At 72.1% G+C, this 18,068-nt stretch carries 18 protein-coding genes; 8 read left to right on the top strand and 10 right to left on the bottom strand.

Translation table 11 applies throughout. The features are described 5' to 3' along the window. The first annotated feature begins 70 nt into the window (after nt 1–70). Complete coding sequence (locus tag LPC08_RS02890) at nt 71–1,408, top strand: Fic family protein (RefSeq protein WP_230451235.1); 1,338 nt, start codon at nt 71–73, stop codon at nt 1,406–1,408. Between the two features lie 44 nt (nt 1,409–1,452). Here LPC08_RS02890 and LPC08_RS02885 read toward each other — a convergent pair whose 3' ends face one another. The 4 genes from LPC08_RS02885 to LPC08_RS02870 all read right to left on the bottom strand — a co-directional run bounded on the left by LPC08_RS02885 (nt 1,453) and on the right by LPC08_RS02870 (nt 4,104). Continuing rightward, nucleotides 1,453–1,800: a RidA family protein gene (locus tag LPC08_RS02885; RefSeq protein ID WP_230451234.1), complete on the bottom strand. Its 348-nt coding sequence runs from the start codon at nt 1,798–1,800 to the stop codon at nt 1,453–1,455. Nucleotides 1,801–1,867: 67 nt separating this feature from the next. Further along, nucleotides 1,868–2,734: a metal ABC transporter permease gene (locus LPC08_RS02880; RefSeq protein WP_230451233.1), complete on the bottom strand. Its 867-nt coding sequence runs from the start codon at nt 2,732–2,734 to the stop codon at nt 1,868–1,870. Nucleotide 2,735: 1 nt separating this feature from the next. Next, nucleotides 2,736–3,296 carry a GNAT family N-acetyltransferase gene (locus LPC08_RS02875; protein ID WP_230451232.1) on the bottom strand — a complete coding sequence of 187 codons (561 nt, stop codon included), beginning with the start codon at nt 3,294–3,296 and terminating at the stop codon, nt 2,736–2,738. Between the two features lie 31 nt (nt 3,297–3,327). After that, a complete protein-coding gene (locus LPC08_RS02870; RefSeq protein ID WP_230451230.1) occupies nt 3,328–4,104 on the bottom strand; it encodes a metal ABC transporter ATP-binding protein in 777 nt (258 codons plus the stop codon). 179 nt (nt 4,105–4,283) lie between these two features. Here LPC08_RS02870 and LPC08_RS02865 point away from each other — a divergent pair, with 179 nt between their 5' ends. After that, nucleotides 4,284–5,606, top strand: coding sequence for a DUF445 domain-containing protein (locus LPC08_RS02865; RefSeq protein ID WP_230451229.1), 1,323 nt, complete (start codon nt 4,284–4,286; stop codon nt 5,604–5,606). Between the two features lie 12 nt (nt 5,607–5,618). Here the strand turns inward: LPC08_RS02865 and LPC08_RS02860 are convergent, their stop codons facing one another. Together LPC08_RS02860 and LPC08_RS02855 are read right to left on the bottom strand one after the other, a co-directional pair. Beyond that, nucleotides 5,619–7,124: a bifunctional serine/threonine-protein kinase/universal stress protein gene (locus LPC08_RS02860; protein ID WP_230451228.1), complete on the bottom strand. Its 1,506-nt coding sequence runs from the start codon at nt 7,122–7,124 to the stop codon at nt 5,619–5,621. A 10-nt stretch (nt 7,125–7,134) separates the two neighbouring features. Next, nucleotides 7,135–7,872 carry a metallophosphoesterase family protein gene (locus LPC08_RS02855; protein WP_230451226.1) on the bottom strand — a complete coding sequence of 246 codons (738 nt, stop codon included), beginning with the start codon at nt 7,870–7,872 and terminating at the stop codon, nt 7,135–7,137. A 241-nt stretch (nt 7,873–8,113) separates the two neighbouring features. Between LPC08_RS02855 and LPC08_RS02850 the strand changes: the two genes are divergently transcribed. Beyond that, complete coding sequence (locus LPC08_RS02850; RefSeq protein WP_230451224.1) at nt 8,114–10,321, top strand: CHASE3 domain-containing protein; 2,208 nt, start codon at nt 8,114–8,116, stop codon at nt 10,319–10,321. A 230-nt stretch (nt 10,322–10,551) separates the two neighbouring features. Continuing rightward, nucleotides 10,552–11,715 (top strand): multidrug effflux MFS transporter, encoded by a 1,164-nt coding sequence (locus tag LPC08_RS02845; RefSeq protein ID WP_230451223.1) that lies wholly within the window; start codon nt 10,552–10,554, stop codon nt 11,713–11,715. A 513-nt stretch (nt 11,716–12,228) separates the two neighbouring features. Here LPC08_RS02845 and cysE read toward each other — a convergent pair. From cysE to LPC08_RS02830, 3 genes are read right to left on the bottom strand one after another with little or no spacing between them, the layout of a single operon-like run. Then, complete coding sequence (gene cysE, locus LPC08_RS02840) at nt 12,229–12,873, bottom strand: serine O-acetyltransferase (RefSeq protein WP_230451221.1); 645 nt, start codon at nt 12,871–12,873, stop codon at nt 12,229–12,231. After that, complete coding sequence (locus LPC08_RS02835; protein ID WP_230451219.1) at nt 12,873–13,895, bottom strand: cysteine synthase A; 1,023 nt, start codon at nt 13,893–13,895, stop codon at nt 12,873–12,875. The genes cysE and LPC08_RS02835 overlap by 1 nt, the downstream gene beginning before the upstream one ends. Beyond that, nucleotides 13,892–14,542, bottom strand: coding sequence for a peroxiredoxin (locus LPC08_RS02830; RefSeq protein WP_255702296.1), 651 nt, complete (start codon nt 14,540–14,542; stop codon nt 13,892–13,894). The genes LPC08_RS02835 and LPC08_RS02830 overlap by 4 nt, the downstream gene beginning before the upstream one ends. 168 nt (nt 14,543–14,710) lie before the next feature. Here LPC08_RS02830 and LPC08_RS02825 point away from each other — a divergent pair, with 168 nt between their 5' ends. From LPC08_RS02825 to LPC08_RS02815, 3 genes are all read left to right on the top strand, one after another. Continuing rightward, nucleotides 14,711–15,292 (top strand): L-2-amino-thiazoline-4-carboxylic acid hydrolase, encoded by a 582-nt coding sequence (locus LPC08_RS02825; protein WP_230451216.1) that lies wholly within the window; start codon nt 14,711–14,713, stop codon nt 15,290–15,292. 76 nt (nt 15,293–15,368) lie between these two features. Beyond that, nucleotides 15,369–15,605: a hypothetical protein gene (locus tag LPC08_RS02820; RefSeq protein ID WP_230451215.1), complete on the top strand. Its 237-nt coding sequence runs from the start codon at nt 15,369–15,371 to the stop codon at nt 15,603–15,605. A 193-nt stretch (nt 15,606–15,798) separates the two neighbouring features. Beyond that, nucleotides 15,799–16,281: a septal ring lytic transglycosylase RlpA family protein gene (locus LPC08_RS02815; protein WP_230451213.1), complete on the top strand. Its 483-nt coding sequence runs from the start codon at nt 15,799–15,801 to the stop codon at nt 16,279–16,281. On the opposite strand, the gene LPC08_RS02810 is transcribed toward LPC08_RS02815, so the two are convergent. Then, nucleotides 16,259–17,173, bottom strand: coding sequence for a LysR family transcriptional regulator (locus LPC08_RS02810; protein ID WP_230451212.1), 915 nt, complete (start codon nt 17,171–17,173; stop codon nt 16,259–16,261). The genes LPC08_RS02815 and LPC08_RS02810 overlap by 23 nt on opposite strands. A gap of 91 nt (nt 17,174–17,264) precedes the next feature. Between LPC08_RS02810 and LPC08_RS02805 the strand changes: the two genes are divergently transcribed. After that, nucleotides 17,265–18,011, top strand: coding sequence for a sulfite exporter TauE/SafE family protein (locus tag LPC08_RS02805; protein ID WP_230451210.1), 747 nt, complete (start codon nt 17,265–17,267; stop codon nt 18,009–18,011). The last annotated feature ends 57 nt before the right edge of the window (nt 18,012–18,068 follow it).

Raw genomic sequence — 18,068 nt, 5'->3', positions numbered from 1 at the left:
AGCAGCAGTATTGGCCGCATGAGGTCTACGGCTACAGTGCTCGAAAGCGCCCGAGACGTAGGTGGGATCGATGCTCCAGTTCAACTCAAGTCCATACTCGCTTAGTGTTGAATCCACTCACCAAGTTGTCGCGCGTCTGCGCGCTATTGAGGAGCGTGTTGCCCTGCTTCGACAGCAGGGAACCCTCACCAAGCAAACTCTACTCGACTACTATGGGCTGAAAAGATTTGAGCAGATTGCGGAGTCTAATGCTATTGAAGGAAGCACGCTTTCTGTCGGAGAAACCGAAGCAGCTGTACTAAAGGGCATAACAATTACCGGCCATGATCCGGGATATGTCCGCGATGCAATAGCTCTCGATAAGGCACTGACCCGAGTGGTTGATATTGCAAAAAATCGAACTACTCCAACAGACATCGATCAACTGAAGGAAATCCACAATTTGCTACTCGGCGACCGACCGGGAGCAGGCGCTTTTAGATCAGAGCGAGTAATTATCAGCGGATCAAATCACACCCCACCAAAAACATGGCACGAAATTATATTACATATGGAGCACTGGCAGAAGTGGTCATTAGAAAACAAAGATGCACCGGCGCCGTTTAGATCTGCGTTATTACATGCGTGGTTGACTCATATACATCCGTTTATCGACGGAAACGGACGAGTCTCAAGAGCAATAGGAAACCTTGAATTAATTCGCGCGGGCTATCCGCCAATTATATTCAAAAAATCGGAGAGGGATCGTTACATTGAATGTCTTTCCGAAGCGGACGATGCGGGCGATATCCGATCATTTATGGACTTGGTATTTGACCGCACTGAGGGAGCTCTGACCGGACTTGAACTTTCCGCCAGGAAGCAGCAGGGCTACAGCCCTGCAATAGAGCGGCTTCGCAATCAACAAAAGCAGCAACTTACTATCTGGTCTACGGGTGTGAAGCTACTTGCTTCAGTGATCGAACATCAATTGACGCGCGCACTGGAGGCTACTGGCGGAAGGGTTATTACGAAGATTTTTGATGGCCTCATCGATCTGGAAGATTACACTGATATTTGCGCGGGTAGAGCAATATCTGGCGGCTGGGCGTTCATATTAAACATTCAGGTTCCTGGAATGCCCAAACTTGAGAAACTAGTCTTTATGCAACCGAGAAGCCAGTCAATGTACCACAGGCTAGGCCAAGAAAGCGGACCTTCGCTTTATTGGTCACGCGTCAATCCTGCGGGTTACCCAAAATGGATGAGGGACGGAAATCATTCTCCGTATGCCATTGAGGTCACATCCAGGTCCGGGAGTGGTGACAACTGGGTCGCGCTTCTGGCTGACGGAAAATTCGTTGAGCTGACCACAACCGACTTGGCGAGCAAGTTCTCCGACGCGCTGTTGCATCAGGTCGGACATTGAAGTCCACTTTGGATCGCTTACACCTCTCCCCACAACGTCCCGACTTACCCCAACGCTACCCCCGTAATCTCCACCTTCCAAGCCGGGTTCACCAACGCCCCCTGAATCGTCATCCGCGCAGGCTTCGACCCCTGATCCAACCACCGATCCCACGCCCGGTTCATCCCTGCCGCATCCCGGATATCCGCCAGCACCACCGTCACCGACAGCAGCGCGCGCTTATCCACCCCGGCCTCGGCCAGCAGCGCATCGATCTGCCGCAGGATATCCTCGGTCTGCCCCTCGGCATCCAGCGTCGCGTCATCCGCCACCTGCCCGGCGAGGAAGATCAGCCCCCCGCCGATGGTGGCGCCGGACAGCCGCTCTTCCTCGGCGAGTCGTCGGATGGTCATGGGCCTGCGCTCCGGGATTCGGTCTCCCCCGCATCCTGCCCGGTCCAGCGCCTGGAACAACCGGGGTTCACCCCGCCAGATGCCGCCGCCGCACCCAGCGCCCCAGCAACCCGTCCACCGGCCCGGCGACGGTGGACACCGCCCACAGCCCGCCCGCCACCAGCACGATGGCCGGCCCGGTCGGCACATCCGCATGGAAGGACAGCAACAGCCCCGCCACCGCCGAGAGCAGCGCCAGCCCGACCGAGGCCCGAACCATCCCCCCCAGCTCCGCCGCCCAGTGCCGCGACGCGACGGCGGGCAGCATCATCAGCCCCACCGCCATCAGCGTCCCCAGCGCCTGGAAGGCGGCCAGCACGTTCAGCACCACCAGCGCCAGGAACAGCAGGTGCCAGGCCCCGCCATGCGCGCCCTCGGCCGCGGCGAACTGGGGGTCGAAGCTCTCCAGCGCCAGCGGCCGCCACGCGAAGGCCAGGGCGAACAGGGTGACCACGGACACGCCGGCCATCATGAACAACGCCCCGTCATCCACCCCCAGCACGGAGCCGAACAGCAGGTGGGTCAGATCCACCGCCCCCCCGCGCGCCGACACCATCGCGACGCCGAGCGCGAGGGCGACGAGGTAGAGCGCGGTCAGCGTCGCATCCTCCCGCCCCCCCGTCGCGCGGGACAGCGCCCCGGCGCCGAGGCTGACCGCCAGCCCCGCGACCAGCCCGCCGAGCGACATGGCGGTGACGGACAGGCCGGCGATCCAGAAGCCGGCGGCGATGCCGGGCAGGATGCCGTGGGCCAGCACGTCGGCGGACAGGCTCATCCGCCGCAGCATCAGGAAGACGCCCAGCGGCGGGGCCGCCAGCGACAGGGCCAGGCAGCCGACCAGGGCGCGGCGGAGGAAGCCGAACTCGACGAAGGGGCCGAGGAGCAGGTCGTACACGCTATCCCCCTTCGGGCTGGTCCAGGGCGAAGTGCAGGGCGGCCATCCCGAAGACCTCGATGGCCCCCTGCGGCACCATCCCCAGCCGACGGACGACGCCCAGCGAGGCATCGTTCCCCGGCGCCACGAAAGCCTCGATCCGCGCCAGCCCCAGCGGGCCGAAGCCCCAGGCGAGGGCGGCGCGCGCGGCCTCGGTGGCGTAGCCCCGGCGCCAGTGGTCGCGCCCCAGCATCCACAGCACCTCGGTCACCCCACCGCCCCAGGGCAGCCAGCGCAGCCCGCACTGGCCGATCAGCGCCCCCGTCTCCTTCAGCACCACGGCCCAAGGGGCATAGCCCGGCCCGCTCGCCCAGCCGGCGGACCACAGCCCGACCAGACGCGCGGCATCCGGCCCGGCGGTGGCGGCGGCCGCCTCGCCGCCCGGCAGGAAGCGCAGGGTCTCCGGATCGGCGCGCAGCGCGGCCAGGGCCGGCGCATCGGCCTCGGCGAAGGGGCGCAGGAGCAGGCGGGGCGTCTCCCGCACCACCGGCCCGCCGGCCCAGCGGAGGACCGGCCCGATCATGGCGGCACCGGTCACGACGGAGGCACGGCCGTCAGGCCGCGAGCGGCCGGTCGCAGCCCTCGGCATCCGCGTCCCAGGCCTCGGCCATCATCCGGGCGCGCAGGCGGTTCTCGGCGCAGAGCACCTCGGCGGTGGGGCCCCAGGCGATGGCCTCGCGGGCCAGCAGCAGGCAGTCGGGGAATTCCTGCCGCACCAGTTCCAGGTCGTGCAGCACGGCCAGCACGGTGCGGCCCTCGCCATGCCAGCGCCGCACCAGGCGCAGCAGGTCGGCGGCGGTGCGGGCGTCCACGGCGTTGAAGGGCTCGTCCAGCAGGATCACCGGCGCGTCCTGCACCAGCAGCCGGGCGAAGAGCAGCCGCTGGAACTGCCCGGCGGACAGCGCCGACACCGGCCGCTTGCCGAACCCCTCCAGCCCCACGGCGGAGAGCGCGGCCAGAGCGGCCTCGCGGTCGGCGGCGGTCGCGCCACGGAAGGCGCCGAGCCGGGACCAGTGCCCCAGCATCACCACATCCAGGCAGGCGATCGGGAAGGACCGGTCCAGCGCCGCCCCCTGCGGCAGCAGGGCGATGCGGCCGCGCGGCGCCGTCACCCGCCCCTCGGAGGGCGCGTGCAGCCCGGCGATGGCGCGCAGCAGGGTGGTCTTGCCCGCCCCGTTCGGCCCGACCAGCGCGGTCAGGCTGCCCGGGGCGAAGCGGCCGGAGACGTGGTGCACCGCGGGCCGTCGGCCATGCGTCACCGTGACGTCGGAGAGGGTGATGCCGTCATTGGCCCCCGGAGGACGCGCCGGGGCGTGGTGGTGCGCGCTCACGCGGCGAGCGCCCAGGCCACCGCCAGGGCGAGCAGCCCGGACAGCCCGGCGGCCAGCACCAGGCGCGGCGCGAGGCCGGCAGAAAGCGCGAGGGGGTCGGTGAGCCGCGACATGATGTTACGACATAACATTCCAGCCGGCCTGGACAAGCCTTCTCCGCGCGTCCAACTCCGCGCGCCATGCAGGGCAGTCCTTCCCCCGAACCCTTCCTCCCCTCCCTGAACCCGCGCAGCGCGGCCGACGAGGCGCTGCGGCAGAGCCTGCGCCGCCACCGGCTGCTGGCCACCGGGCTGCTGGCCGGGATGGCCGGGCTGACGGTGGGGGCCTATGCCCTGCCGCCCGGCTGGTGGACGGACCTGCTCCAGGCCAGCGCCAAGGCCGGCCTCGTCGGCGGGCTGGCCGACTGGTTCGCGGTGACGGCCCTGTTCCGCCGCCCGCTCGGCCTGCCCATCCCGCACACCGCCATCATCCCGCGCCAGAAGGTGCGGCTGGGCCAGTCGCTCGGGCGTTTCGTCGCGGACCATGTGTTCACCGAAGGCGAGGTGGCGCGGCTGTTGCAACGGCTGGACCTCGCCTCTGTCATCGCGGGCGTGCTGGCCGACCCCAAGGCGACCCAGCCCGCCGCCCGCGCCGTCGCCACCGCCCTGCCGCGTCTGCTGGCCAATGTGCAGGAGGGGCGGGCGTCGAAGGTGATGCTGCGCCTCCTCCCCCGCCTCGCCGACGGGCCGGCGGCGACCCGGCTGCTGGCGCGCACCCTGCGCACCCTGGTCGAGGGCGGGCGGCACCGCGACGTCTTCGACCTGGCGCTGCGCGAGATCCGCGCCGTCCTGCGCACCCGCGAGGCAGCGCTGCGCGAGGAGGTGGAGAAGCGCGTGCGCGAGCAGGGCGGCTCGCTGGTCGGCTGGGTGGCCGGGGCCTATGTCGCCCGCCGCGTCGTGACGGCGGTGAACGAGGCGCTGGACGAGGCGGTGTCCACGGAAGGCGGCGAGAGCAGCCTGCGCGCCGCCTTCGACGAATGGGTGATGCGAGAGCTGGACCGGCTGGAGCGCGACCCGGAGCGCGCGGCGCAGATCGGTGCGGCGCTGGGCGCGGCGCTGCGGCATGAGGTGGTGGCGGGCTGGCTGGACGATGCCTGGCACCGTCTGCGCTGGGCGGTGGAGCTGGACGCGGCGAAGCCGGAGGGGCGGATCGCAAGCCTCGCCCAGGCGGCGCTGTCCAACGGCGGCAAGGTGCTGTCCGAGGACCCGGCCGCCCGCGCCCGGGTGAACGCGGCGCTGGAGGGGCTGCTCCTCCCGCTGCTGCCAGAGGCGCAGAAGCGGCTCTCCGCGTTCATCGCCGGGGTGGTGGCGAACTGGGACACGGCGACGGTGACGGAGAAGATCGAGCTGCGCGTGGGCCGCGACCTGCAATACGTGCGGATGAACGGCACCATCGTCGGTTTCCTGGCCGGGGGCGTGCTGTTCGCCCTGCTCAGCGCGGTGTTCGGGAAGGTCGCGTTCTGACGCGCGGCGCCCTTACGCCCGCATGCGCGGCCGCACCACGGTGACCGTGCAGGGCGCCTTGGCGGCCACCTCGCCCGACACGGAGCCCAGCATCGCACGGCGCAGCGAATTCGCCCGGGCGCCCATGACGATATGGTCCACGTGGTTCGCCGTGGCGTAGTCCAGCAGCGCCGTCGCGGCGTCGCCCGCCTCCAGCACGTGGAAGGTGACCTGCTCCTCGGACAGGCGCAGCGGGCGCGCCCAGTGGCGCAGCTGCACCAGCCGCTCCACGTGGCTGCTGCGGCCCTGGCTGTCCACCGCCGGATCGGCCAGCAGCAGCCCCTGCCGCAGCACGTTGACGCAGGCGAGCCGGGCGCCCGGGAACAGGCGCAGCACCTGGCCGATGGTGTTGCGCAGGGGATCGGCCAGGGACAGGCCCTCGGCCGAGAGATCCACGGCGACCATGACGATCGGGGCGCCCACGAGCTGCCGCCAGGCGGGGGTGAGGCGCGCCTCCTGCGTCCCGGCCGCCGGCCCCGCCGGTCCCCCGGGCCGCCCCGCCGGCCCCGGCGGGGCGGGCGGCCGCGGCAGGGGCCGCCCCTGCACCGTCGCCGAGGGGGCGGCGATCCGCCGGCGCAGCACGGCCAGTGGCCCGTCGCGCCCCTGGCGCTCCGCCCGTGCCGTCAGCGGCACGGAATCCGGGTGCCGGAGCGCGAAGGCGAGCTGCGCCGCCGTGGGATGGCGTGCCGAGGGCTGCACCTCCAGGCTGCGCAGGATGACCTCCTGCAGCCAGGGCGGCAGGTCCGGCCGCAGCCGGCGCGGCGGCAAGGGATCGCGCCAGAGCCGCTTGCGCACGGCGGCGATGTGCTGCGGGTCGCCGAAGGGCAGCACCCCCGTCGCCAGGTAGTAGAGCGTCACGCCCAGCGCGTAGAGGTCGCTGCGCGGTTCCGACCGCGTCCCCAGCACCTGCTCCGGCGCCATGTAGGGGGCGGTGCCGTAGGGCAGGCGGAACTCCTCCTCGATCAGGTCCGGCAGCAGCGCGTGGTGCGACAGGCCGAAATCCACCAGCACCGCCACGGGCTCGCCCCCCTCGGCCGGCGGCGGCCGGAACAGGATGTTGGCCGGCTTCACATCGAGGTGAAGCACGTGCTGGCGGTGGACCGAATCCAGCGCCGTGGCGACCCGCGCCCCGATCGCCGCCACCTCCGCCACCGGCAGCGGGAACTCCCGGCGCCGCGCCAGCAGCGAGGCTCCGGGCAGGCATTCCATGACCAGGTAGGGCTCCGCCTCGAAGCCCACCGCGGCGATGAAGCGGGGCACATGCGGGCCGGACAGCCGGGGCAGCACCATCTGCTCCATCTCGAAGCTGACGATCGCCCCCGGATCGGACGCCGCAAGCCGCGGCACCTTCATCAGCAGCGGGCCGGGATGGTCGGGATGGGTGACGGACCACAGCGCCGCCATGCCGCCCTCGTGCAGCACCCGCTCCAGCTCGAAACCGTCCAGCACCTGGCCGGCGCGCAGGGAGGCGGCGGGCATGGCGGCGGCCTCAGCGCCCCTCGGCCAGCCGGTCGGCCAGCACCGCGGGCAGGCCGGCCGCCCGAATCTTGGCCGCCGCCGCCGCGACGTCGTAGGACACCCGCATCCAGCGCAGCTCCTGCCGCTCCGTGTCGAACAGCCCGTAGCAGGCATCGGGGTTGCCGTCGCGGGGCTGCCCCACCGCCCCCAGCACCGCCAGCCAGCGCCGCGGCCGGGTGAGCGGCACGGGCATGCCGCCGGCCGGGACGAAGCGGCTCACCCGATCGGTCGCGGTCAGCCCGTAGAGGCCCGGGACATGGACATGGCCGCAGATGGTCACCCGCGCCGCCGTGGCCAGCAGGCTGCGACGCGCCTCCTCGGCCCCCAGCACGTAGCGCCAGCGGGGGGGATCGGAGGCGTCCGCATGGACGTAGAGCCGGTCCTCATCCTCGGCCGTCATCGGCAGGGAGCGCAGGAAGGCCTCCGCGCGCGCGTCGAGGCGCGTGCGGGTCCAGGCCATGGCCGCCTGCGCCACCGGGTTGAGCGGGGAGCGGCGCCAGACGGCCTGGTCGTGGTTGCCGAGCAGGACGACGGCGCCGCGCTCCCGCCATTCCATCACCGTCTCGACCACCCAGACCGGATCGGCGCCATAGCCCACCAGGTCGCCCAGGAAGACCAGCCGCTCCGCGCCCGCCTGCCGGGCGTGCTCGAGGCAGGCCGACAGCGCTTCCCGGTTGCCATGGATGTCGGACATCAGGGCGATCAGCATCGTGCCAGCCCATCCCCTTCGCGTCGCGCATGCCCCGGCGGCGGCATGGTAGGGCCATGCGCGGCTCCGGCGCCAACCGGGCCCGCGCGGCCCCCGCCGTGCCCCGCGCCGTCCCCCACGGGCGTGCCCGGCCGGCGGCGCGGTGGACACCTCCCGCGCCGCGCCGCACTATGGCGACCTCGCCCGCCGGCGCGTGCCCGCTTCCACCCGCCGGCACCGCCTTCCTCCTCGCGCCGAGTCCATGACCCGAAAGACCGTCTTCCGCGCGAACCTGATGGTCTTCGCGGCTCTGGCAGGAATGCTCGCCCTCACCGGCCTCGCGGCCTGGGAGCGCTGGTGGGCGGCCGCCGAGGCGCGCGTCTGGGTGCAGCACACCGCCGAGGTCCTCTCGACCACGCGGGACATGGAACTCGCCATGCGGGAGGCGGAGTCCCAGCAGCGCGAGTATCTCCTGGGCGCGGATCCGAAGGTGCTGCCGGCCTACGAGGCGGCGCTCGGCCAGATCAGCGTGCTGCAAGGCGACCTGCAGCGGCTGACCGCGGACAATGCGGCGACGCAGGAGCGGCTGCGTGCCCTCGCCCCCTTGTTGCAGCAATGGGTGGCGGCGCTTGCCCAGGGAGTGGAGCTGCGGCGCAGCGTGGGGCTGGAGGCGGCGCTGCGGGTGACGCGCAGCGACGCGGCCATCCAGCGCCAGGCGGAGATCGCCGCCCAGTTGGCGGCGATGAAGCGCCAGGAGGAGGCGCTGATGGCCCGTCGCCTGGCCGCGGCCGACTCCGCCAATGCCCTGACCCGCTGGCTGGTGCTGGCGGTCGCCCTGCTCACCACGGCCTCCCTGCTCTGGGCGGCGCTGATGCTCAACCGCGCCTGGCGCCAAGCCTATGACATGGAGTTGCGGCAGCGCGCACTGGCGCAGCGGCTGCAGACCTCGCTGGACAGCCTCAGCCAGGGCGTGGGCGTGTTCAGCGCGGACCATCTGTTGCAGCATTGGAACGAATGCTTCCAGGTCCTGCTGCAACTGCCCGATTCCCTGCTCCTGCCCGGCACCCCCTACGCCGCCTTCACCGAGCACGGCCTGTCGCCGGGCGGCATCGAGCTGGAGAGCGAGGCCCAGCTCGCGCATGGCCGCGCGCTGCAGCCGGGCGACCACGTCGTCTATGAGCGCAGCCGCCCGGATGGCCACCAGATCGAGCTGCGCCGGACCGCCATGCCCGGCGGCGGCTTCGTCCTGACGCTGAGCGACATGACCCAGCGCGTCCGCACCGAGACGGTGCTGCGCGAGGCGCAGAAGATGCAGGCCATCGGCCAGCTCACCGGCGGCATCGCGCACGACTTCAACAACCTGCTGATGGTCATCCTCGGCAACCTGGAATTCGTCCGCGCCAGGCTGGGGCCGGAGCAGGCGGAGGATTCGGTGCAGCAGCGGATCGAGCGCGCCGTCTGGGCGGCGCAGCGCGGCGCGACGCTGACGGCCCAGCTCCTCGCCTTCGCGCGGCGGCAGCCGCTGGCGCCGCAGCCGCTCAACCTCTCCGCCACCCTGCCGCAGATGGTGCCGCTGCTGCGGCGGACGCTGGGCGAGCACATCGACGTGCGCTTCATCGACGCCGCCGGCCTCTGGCCCGCCATGGCGGACGCGGCGCAACTGGAGAGCGCGGTGCTGAACCTGGCGCTGAACGCCCGCGACGCCATGCCGGGCGGCGGGCGGCTGACCATCGAGCTGGCGAACAAGGTGCTGGACGAGGCCTATGCCCGCGAGCATGCGGAGGTGACGCCGGGCAACTACGTCATGCTCGCCGTCTCGGACACCGGGCACGGCATGTCGCGCGAGGTGATGGACCGGGTCTTCGAGCCCTTCTTCACGACCAAGCCCGACGGCAAGGGCACCGGGCTGGGCCTCGCCATGGTCTGGGGCTTCGTCAAGCAGTCGGCGGGCCATGTGAAGGTCTATTCCGAGCCGGGCGAGGGCACGGCGGTGAAGCTCTACCTGCCGCGCGCCGTCGCGGCGCCGGGCGCCGTCCCGCGCCGCGGCGACGCCCCGGTCGCGCTGCCCCGCGGCGACGCCTCGGTGCTGGTGGTGGAGGACGAGCCGGAGGTGCGGGAGATCGCGGTCGCGATCCTGCGCGAGCTGGGCTACCGGGTGCTGGAGGCCGGCGACGGCGAGGAGGGCCTGCGCGTCTTCGGCGAGCACGCGGCGGACATCGCGCTGCTGCTGACCGACGTGGTGCTGCCCGGCAAGGTGCGCGGCCGCGAGTTGGCCGAGCGGATCACCGCGATCCGGCCGGGCGTGAAGGTGCTCTACATGTCCGGCTACACGGAGAATTCCATCGTCCACCATGGCCGGCTGGACGATGGCGTGCACCTTCTGGGCAAGCCGTTCAAGCGCGAGCAGCTTGCGGTCAAGGTGGCGGAGCTGCTGGCCGACGTCCCGCCCGCCAGCCGCCAGCCGGGCTGAGGCGCACGGCGCCCCCAACGGGCGCCGGCCGGCCGGCCCACGCGGCGGCGAAGGCCACGGCCCTCTCCCCCGCCAAGGCGGATCCGCCGCGGCGGAAGGGCGGCGCCTCGCCACGATCCGGCGCCGGGACACGCGGGACCGGCCATCGGGGGTTGCCCCGGGCGGCCGGCTTGGGCATCGGAAGCCGGCAGGGCAGGCGACGCCCTCCCCCTTTTTCCTCCCGGACGACCATGCCCTCCTGGCTTCCCCTGCTGCTCGGCTTCCTGACGGCGATCGGGCCGATCTCCACCGACATGTACCTGCCCGCCTTCCCGGCGATCGAGGCGAGCCTGCACAGCGCGGCCGGGACGGCGCAGGTCACCCTGGCCACCTGGTTCCTCGGCCTGGCCTGCGGCCAGATCGTGCAGGGCTCGCTCGCCGACCGCTTCGGGCGCCGCGCCCCCTTGCTGGTGGGGACGGCGATCTACACCGCCGCCTCGATCGGCTGCGCCCTGGCCACCGACATGGCCAGCCTGTCGCTGTTCCGCCTGCTCGCAGCGCTGGGTGGCTCAGCCAGCGCGGTCATCCCGCGCGCGGTGGTGCGCGACCTGACCGAGGGGCTCGCCTCCGCCCGGCTGATGTCGCGGCTGATGCTGGTCATGGGTGTGGCGCCGATCCTGGCGCCGACCCTGGGCGGACTGCTGCTGGACCTGGCGGGCTGGCGGGCGATCTTCTGGGTGAGCGCGGCCTATGGCCTCGCCTCCACCCTGCTGGTCTGGCGCCTGCTGCCCGACACCCTGCCCGTGGAGCTGCGCACCCGACTGGGCGCCACGGGCCTCCTGGCGCGCTACATCGAGGTGGCGCGCGACCGCTCCTTCATGGCGCATGCGCTGCTGGGCGGCGCGGCCATGTTCACGGTCTTCGCCTTCATCAGCGCCGCCCCGGCCTTGTTCATCAACGGCTTCGGCCTGTCGCCGCGCAGCTTCGCGCTGCTCTTCGCCGTCACCGCCAGCGGCTTCATCGGCGCCTCGCAGCTCAACCCCTGGCTGGTCGCGCGCTTCGGACCGGGACGCGTCATCACCGGTGCCACCCTGACGGCCGCGGCGGCGGTGCTACTGCTGCTGGCCGGCGCCCTGACGGGGATCGGCGGGCTGCCGGGCATCTTCGTGCCGGCGGTCCTCGCCCTGGCGACCAGCGGCCTGATCCTGCCCAATGCCGCGGTCGGCGCCCTGGCCCGGCACGGGGCGCGGGCGGGCTCCGCCTCGGCCCTGCTGGGGACGCTGCAATATGCCATGGCGGCCATGGGCAGCATGGCGGTGGGGCTGATCGGCGAGGGCCGGGCCACGCCGATGGCCCTGGTCATGCTGCTGGGCGTGCTGCTGGCACTGGCCGCAGATGCCTGGCGCCGGCGCTGAACGCGACGGCCAGGCGCGCCCCGCTGCACCCCGGGACCGCCAGGACCCCGGATGCCGCGCCCGAACGGCGCGGCGGGCCGGCGGGAATGATCCGTTGTTCTGCGTGTTCCAGCGGCGGACCGGGAGGGGACGCCGGCCTGCGGCATCGACGCCGTGCGTCGATCCCCGTCCCGGCCCCTCCCCTGCCGGGACCACAAGCAGGCCCCGGACCCCGCTGGGAGTTGGCTCTTCGCGGTAGGAGTCAACCTGCGGGCTGAACCCTGACGGAGCGCGGACAGGCGGGACTCCAGAAAAGAGTTGTAGGCGTCAGCGAGAGCTGCGGCCGTACCCGCCGAGGAGCATGGCTCCTCGGCGCCTCGACCCCGTCGCAGTCATCCGCGCGGCAGCGCCAAATGGGTCCAGGGCCCGCAGGGTCCTGGCGGAGTGGGGGTATCGGGGGCGAGGCAGGGCCTTGCCCCCGGGGCCACGGGCGCACCCCGCGCCGGCACGGATCAGGGCATCCCGCCGTCCGTATCAGGGGACCGGCCGGCGTTCCAGCCGGGCCTGCAGCGCGGCCAGCTCCTGGCGCAGCGCCGCGATCTCCTCCTCCACCGGGTCGGCCAGGCCGGGGGTCAGTCCGTAGCCTGGGCCGGTGGCGGGCACGGAGGGGTGTTCCGGGGGCTTGGCGGGGATGCCGACCACGACCGTTCCCGCCTCCACGTCGCGCACCACCACTGCATTCGCGCCGATGCTGGCCCCGGGGCCGACCCGGATGGGCCCCAGCACCTGGGCGCCGGCGCCGATGGTGACGTTGCTGCCGATGGTGGGGTGGCGCTTGCCGGGGCGCGTGGTCAGCCCGCCCAGGGTGACGTTGTGGTAGATCAGCACGTCGTCGCCGATCTCCGCCGTCTCGCCGATCACCACCGCCATGCCATGGTCGATGAACAGCCGCCGGCCGATCCGGGCGCCGGGGTGGATCTCGATCCCCGTCAGGAAGCGGGAGAGGTGGGAGACGCAGCGCCCCGTGGTGCGCCAGCCGCGCCGCCACAGCGCATGCGCCAGCCGGTGCCACAGCACCGCGTGCAGCCCTGCGTAGCAGAGCACCGTCTCCAGTCGGCCCGGGCGCGCCGGATCGCGCACCCGGATCGTGTGGCCCACCTCCCGCAGCTCGCGCAGCATCAGCCCGCCAGCCAGGACGGGACGGGCAGCCCCTTCTCCCGCAGGAAGTCCGGGTTGAAGAGCTTGGACTGGTAGCGCGAGCCACCGTCGCACAGGATGGTCGCGACGGTATGGCCGGGCCCGAGGTCGCGCGCCACGCGGATGGCGGCGGCGACGTTGATGCCCGCGCTGCCGCCGATGCTCAGCCCTTCCTCGGCCAGGAGCTGGAAGACCTCCGCCAGCGCCTCGTCATCGGGAATCTGCACCGCGTCGTCGATCGGCGCGCCTTCCAGGTTGCCCGGAACGCGCGCGGCCTGGCCGATGCCCTCGGTGACGGAGTTGCCCTCCGACGCCTTGACCGTCCCCGTCTTCTTCCAGCTGTAGAGCGCGCTGCCGAGCGGATCGGCCAGCACGATGCGGATCTCCGGGTTGCGGGCCTTCAGCGCCCGTGCCGTGCCCGCCAGCGTGCCGCCGGTGCCGCAGGAGCAGGTGAAGGCGTGGATCCGCCCCTCCGTCTGCTCCCAGATCTCCGGTCCCGTGGTCTGCTCGTGCGCATGGGCATTGGCGAGGTTGTCGAACTGGTTGGCCCAGATCGTCGGCCCCTCCTGCGCCAGCTCCTCCGCCAGGCGGCGCGAGAAGTGGACGTAGTTGCCGGGGTCCGCATAGGGCTTGGCCGGCACCAGCCGCAGGTCCGCGCCGATCATGCGCAGGAAGTCGATCTTCTCGCGGCTCTGCGTCTCCGGCATCACCACGACGGAGCGCCAGCCGCGCGCATTGGCGGCCAGCGTCAGCCCGATGCCGGTATTGCCCGCCGTCCCCTCCACCACCGTGCCCGGCCGGAAGGGGGTGAGCAGGCCGCGCTGCACGGCGTCGCCCAGGATGCCCAGGGCGGCGCGGTCCTTCACGCTGCCGCCCGGGTTCATGAACTCCGCCTTGCCCAGGATCTCGCAGCCGGTCAGCTCCGAGGCGCGCTTGAGCCGGATCAGCGGGGTGCGGCCGACCGCACCCCAGAATCCGTCGGCGAAGCCGGTGGGGTAGCTCACGCCCCCTCCTTGGTCACGGTGGGCGGCAGCTCGACCCAGCGGAGATAGGGCTTCTCGGTGGTGAAGCCCTGCGGGAACTGCTTCTTCGCATCCTCGTCCGAGAGCGAGGCGAGCACGATGGCCTTGTCGCCCGGCTTCCAGTTCACCGGCGTCGCCACCTTGTGCCGGTCCGTGGTCTGCAGGCTGTCGATCACCCGCAGCACCTCGTCGAAGTTGCGGCCGGCGCTGGGCGGGTAGATCAGCATCAGCCGGATCTTCTTGTTCGGATCGATCACGTAGACGGTGCGCACCGTCACCGCCGGATCGGCCTCCGGATGGATCATGCCGTAGAGGTTGCTGACGGTCTTGTCGGGGTCGGAGATGATGGGGAAGTTCACCGCCGTCCCCTGGGTCTCCACGATATCCGCCTCCCAGCCGGCATGGCGGTCCAGCGTGTCCACCGACAGGCCGATGGCCTTCACGCCGCGGCGGTCGAATTCGGGCTTCAGCCGGGCGGTCATGCCCAGCTCGGTGGTGCAGACGGGGGTGTAGTCCTTGGGGTGGCTGAACAGCACGCCCCAGCTGTCGCCCAGCCATTCGTGGAAGCGGATCTTCCCCTGGGTGGTCTCCGCCTCGAAATCCGGGGCCACCTGTCCGAGCTGCAGCATGCGCATTCCTCCATGGGAGTTCGTTCGCCGCGCATGTGGGCACGGCTCCCGCCCGTCCACAACACCCCGCGCGCAAACACGATCGTGAATCGTGCTTTACCGCGTCGGGCCCGTGCCGCCTCCGCCGGGAGCGATTGACGCCTCCCAAACCCGGCGCATCATCCGGCCATGGACGACGAGCGCGAGATCCCTTCCCCCGCCCTGCCCGCGGAGGAGCCTTCGCCGGAGGAGCGGGCGGCACGGCTGGCGGCGGAGCTCGACGCCGCCTTCAAGGCGCGCGGCCGGCTCTACTGGGATCTCTACCTCACCCTGCGCGAGGCGCATGGCGAAGCGGAGGCGGAGCGCCTGCTCGCCGCGGCGATCGAGCGGCGCGGTGCAGCCGCCGGCCAGGCGCTCTTCGCCGGGCTTGCGGCACCGACGCCGATGCGGGTGGCCGAGACCTTCCTGACCCGTGCCAGCCCGGACTGGGGCCGCCTCTTCCCGCACGCCATCCGCGCGCGGACGGATGGGACGGTGCGGGTGCTGGTGCGGCGCTGCCCGCTGAAGGAGGCCTGGGAGGAGGACGGGCGCAGCGAGGCGGAGATCGCCCTGCTCTGCCGCATCGCCGGCCGGGCCGATCATGGGGTGTTCGGCGCCAGCGGCGTCGGCTTCTCGGCCGAGACCTGGGTGCCGGGCGAGGAGGGGTGCTGCCGGCTGACCTTCGCCCCGGGCTCGCCCGGGGGTGGCCCCGGCGGCACGGCGGCGGGCTGAGGCCCCCTTCCCGTCGGACGGAACCCGGCTACCTTCTGTTCCGAGAGGCCGCAGAGCCCGAACAGGGAGGACGACGATGACCGAGTCCGAGATCCACGATTACCCGACGCAGCCCACGGACTACCTGCCGCACGTCATCGCGCGCTGTGTCGAGAAGGCGGACCGCACCCGCCAGCCGCATCGCTTCAGCCTGAACGGCGCCACCGTCATCGTCCGGCCGGGCCAGTCCAGCGCCGCCGTGCACGAGGAGGTGCAGCGGCAATGGCAGGCGGCGCACCAGCACGTTCCCGCTTCCTCCGACGCGCCGGGCTGAACCTCCGCGCCACGCCCGCCCCGGCCGGGGGGCCGGAAGGGTGGGCTGTGGATGCCACAGTCCGTGCACATTGCAGCGAGGGCGGCCGAGGCCGCATCCCAACCCCCCGAACCGGGCTATCCTATGGTTCGGAGGTTGAACGATGACAACGTGGTGCCGGCTGCTTCTCACATTGGGGCTAAGCCTTTCGGCGATGACCCTCATGGCGGCTGGTCCGCAGGAGCCGTCGGGGTCGGTGGTGGAGCTGACGCGCCCCGGCGCCCGGCTCCTTGGCCCGCAGGGCAATGACCGTTCCGGCCGGCTGCGCCAGGGCGAGGCGGGGGTCATGGCCCGCACCCCCGGCGAGCGCATGGCCAATGGCGAGCGCTTCGACCCGGAGGCGGCGATCGCCGCGAGCAGCACCCTGCCGCTGGGCACCACGCTGCGCGTGACGAACCTGGAGAACGGCCGCGTCACCATGGTGCAGGTGCAGGACCTCATGCCGCGTGGCGATGACCGGCTGCTCGACCTCAGCCCTGGCAGCGCCCGCTTCATCCAGATGGTGTCCGCCGGCACCCGGGTGCAGGTGGCGCCCCTGGCGGTGCCGCAGGCCGATGGCAGCTTCCGGCTGGGCGAGGGCACCGGCCTCGCCGGCCAGCGCGCCGCCATGGCGGTCAGCGAACGGCCGCGGGACTGACGGCCACCCGCTGCCCGCCGAGCAGGTGGGCGGCGAGGCGGCGGGCGTGGGAGGGCAGCTCCTCCATCCGTCGCGCCACGAGGTACAGCCGCCTCTCGGCCCAGGCATCGGTCAGCGGCACGGCACCCGGGCCGCCCCCCAGCCAGCGCCGCGCCGCCGCATCCGGCACTACGGCCATTCCCGCCCCGAGCGCGACCATGCGGCAGACCGCCTCCAGCCCATGGACGCGGGCACGCAGGCGCATGCGCCCGCCCACCCGCCGGGCCTGCTCCAACAGATGGCGGTGCAGCGCGCTGTCCCCGGCCAGGCCGATCAGGTCGCCGCCCAGGGCCTCGGCGAAGGCGATGCGCTCCCGCCCGGCCAGCGCGTGGCCCGGCGGCAGGGCGAGGACGAGCTGGTCCAGGCGGAACAGGTGGCGCTCCAGCCCAGTGAGGTCGGCATGCCCGGCCGCGACGCCCAGATCGGCCTGCCCCTCCGCCACGGCGCGGGCGACCTCCGGGCTCGGGCGCTCGTCGAGATCCACGTCCACCTGCGGGTTCGCCACGACGAAGCCGGCCAGCAGCTCCGGCAGGAACTCCGAGGCGGCGGCGGTATTGGCCAGCAGCCGCACATGGCCCTTCAGCCCGTGGGCGTATTCGCCCAGCTCCCCGCGCATCCGCTCGACCTGCCCCAGCACCTGCCGGGCGTGGTGCAGCAGGGTCGTGCCGGCCGGGGTCGGGTGCACGCCGCGCCGGCCCCGCTCCAGCAGCGGCACGCCGACCTGGACCTCCATATCGCGTATACGGGCGCTGGCCGAGGCGAGGGCCAGCCCGGCCCGCGCCCCGCCCGCGGTGATGCTGCCCGCCTCCGCGACATGCAGGAACAGGCGGAGGTCGGTGAGGTCGAGATGCATGGCGGGCCCTTTCAGCCTTCGCCAAGGCCGAAGGCTGGCGCTGCCAATCCCGCATTGTGCATCGGCCCCCGCCAGCCGCAACCTCCGGCCCATGACGGATCTCCCGGCGCACCTCCCCCTCATTGCCGCCACCTTTCTCCTGGCCGGGCTGGTGAAGGGGGTGATCGGCCTGGGCCTGCCCACCGTGGCGATGGGACTCCTGGGGATGGCCATGGCTCCGGCCGAAGCGGCCGCGCTGCTGCTGGTGCCTTCGCTGGTGACGAATCTGTGGCAGCTTGCGGCCGGCCCCCGGTTCGGGCCGCTGCTGCGGCGGCTCGCGACCATGATGCTGGGCATCGTGGCGGGAAGCTGGGCCGGGTCGGGCCTGCTGGCGGGAGACCATGCGGGGCTGGCCCAGGCCGGCCTGGGGATCGCCCTGCTCGCCTATGCCGGGCTCGGCCTGACCCGCTGGCGCTTCCACGTGGCGCCGCAGGCGGAGGCCTGGGCCGGCCCGCTCGTGGGAATGGCCACGGGGCTGGTCACGGGGGCCACCGGCGTCTTCGTGCTGCCGGCCGTGCCCTACCTCGCGGCGCTACGGCTGGAGCGTGACGCGCTGGTCCAGGCGCTGGGCCTGTCCTTCACCGTCTCCACCCTGGCGCTGGGCGCGGGGCTGGCCTGGCATGGCGCCCTGCCCATGCCCTCGGTCGGCGCCTCGCTCCTGGCCCTGGTCCCGGCCCTGCTGGGCATGCTGCTGGGCGGCCGGCTGCGCTCCCGCGTGCGGGCGGAGACCTTCCGCCTCTGCTTCTTCCTCGGGCTGCTGGGCCTGGGCGCGGAGATCACCCTCCGCGCCCTGACCTGACCCGGGGTGCCGCATCGCCTCCCCGGGGGCCCTTCGCGGATAGGGGGCGGGGCCCGC

This window comes from Roseomonas sp. OT10, assembly GCF_020991085.1.
In the GTDB taxonomy this organism is placed as follows: domain Bacteria; phylum Pseudomonadota; class Alphaproteobacteria; order Acetobacterales; family Acetobacteraceae; genus Roseomonas; species Roseomonas cutis.
Note: the sequence above shows the minus strand (reverse complement) of the source record. Positions and strands in the feature narration are given on the sequence as shown.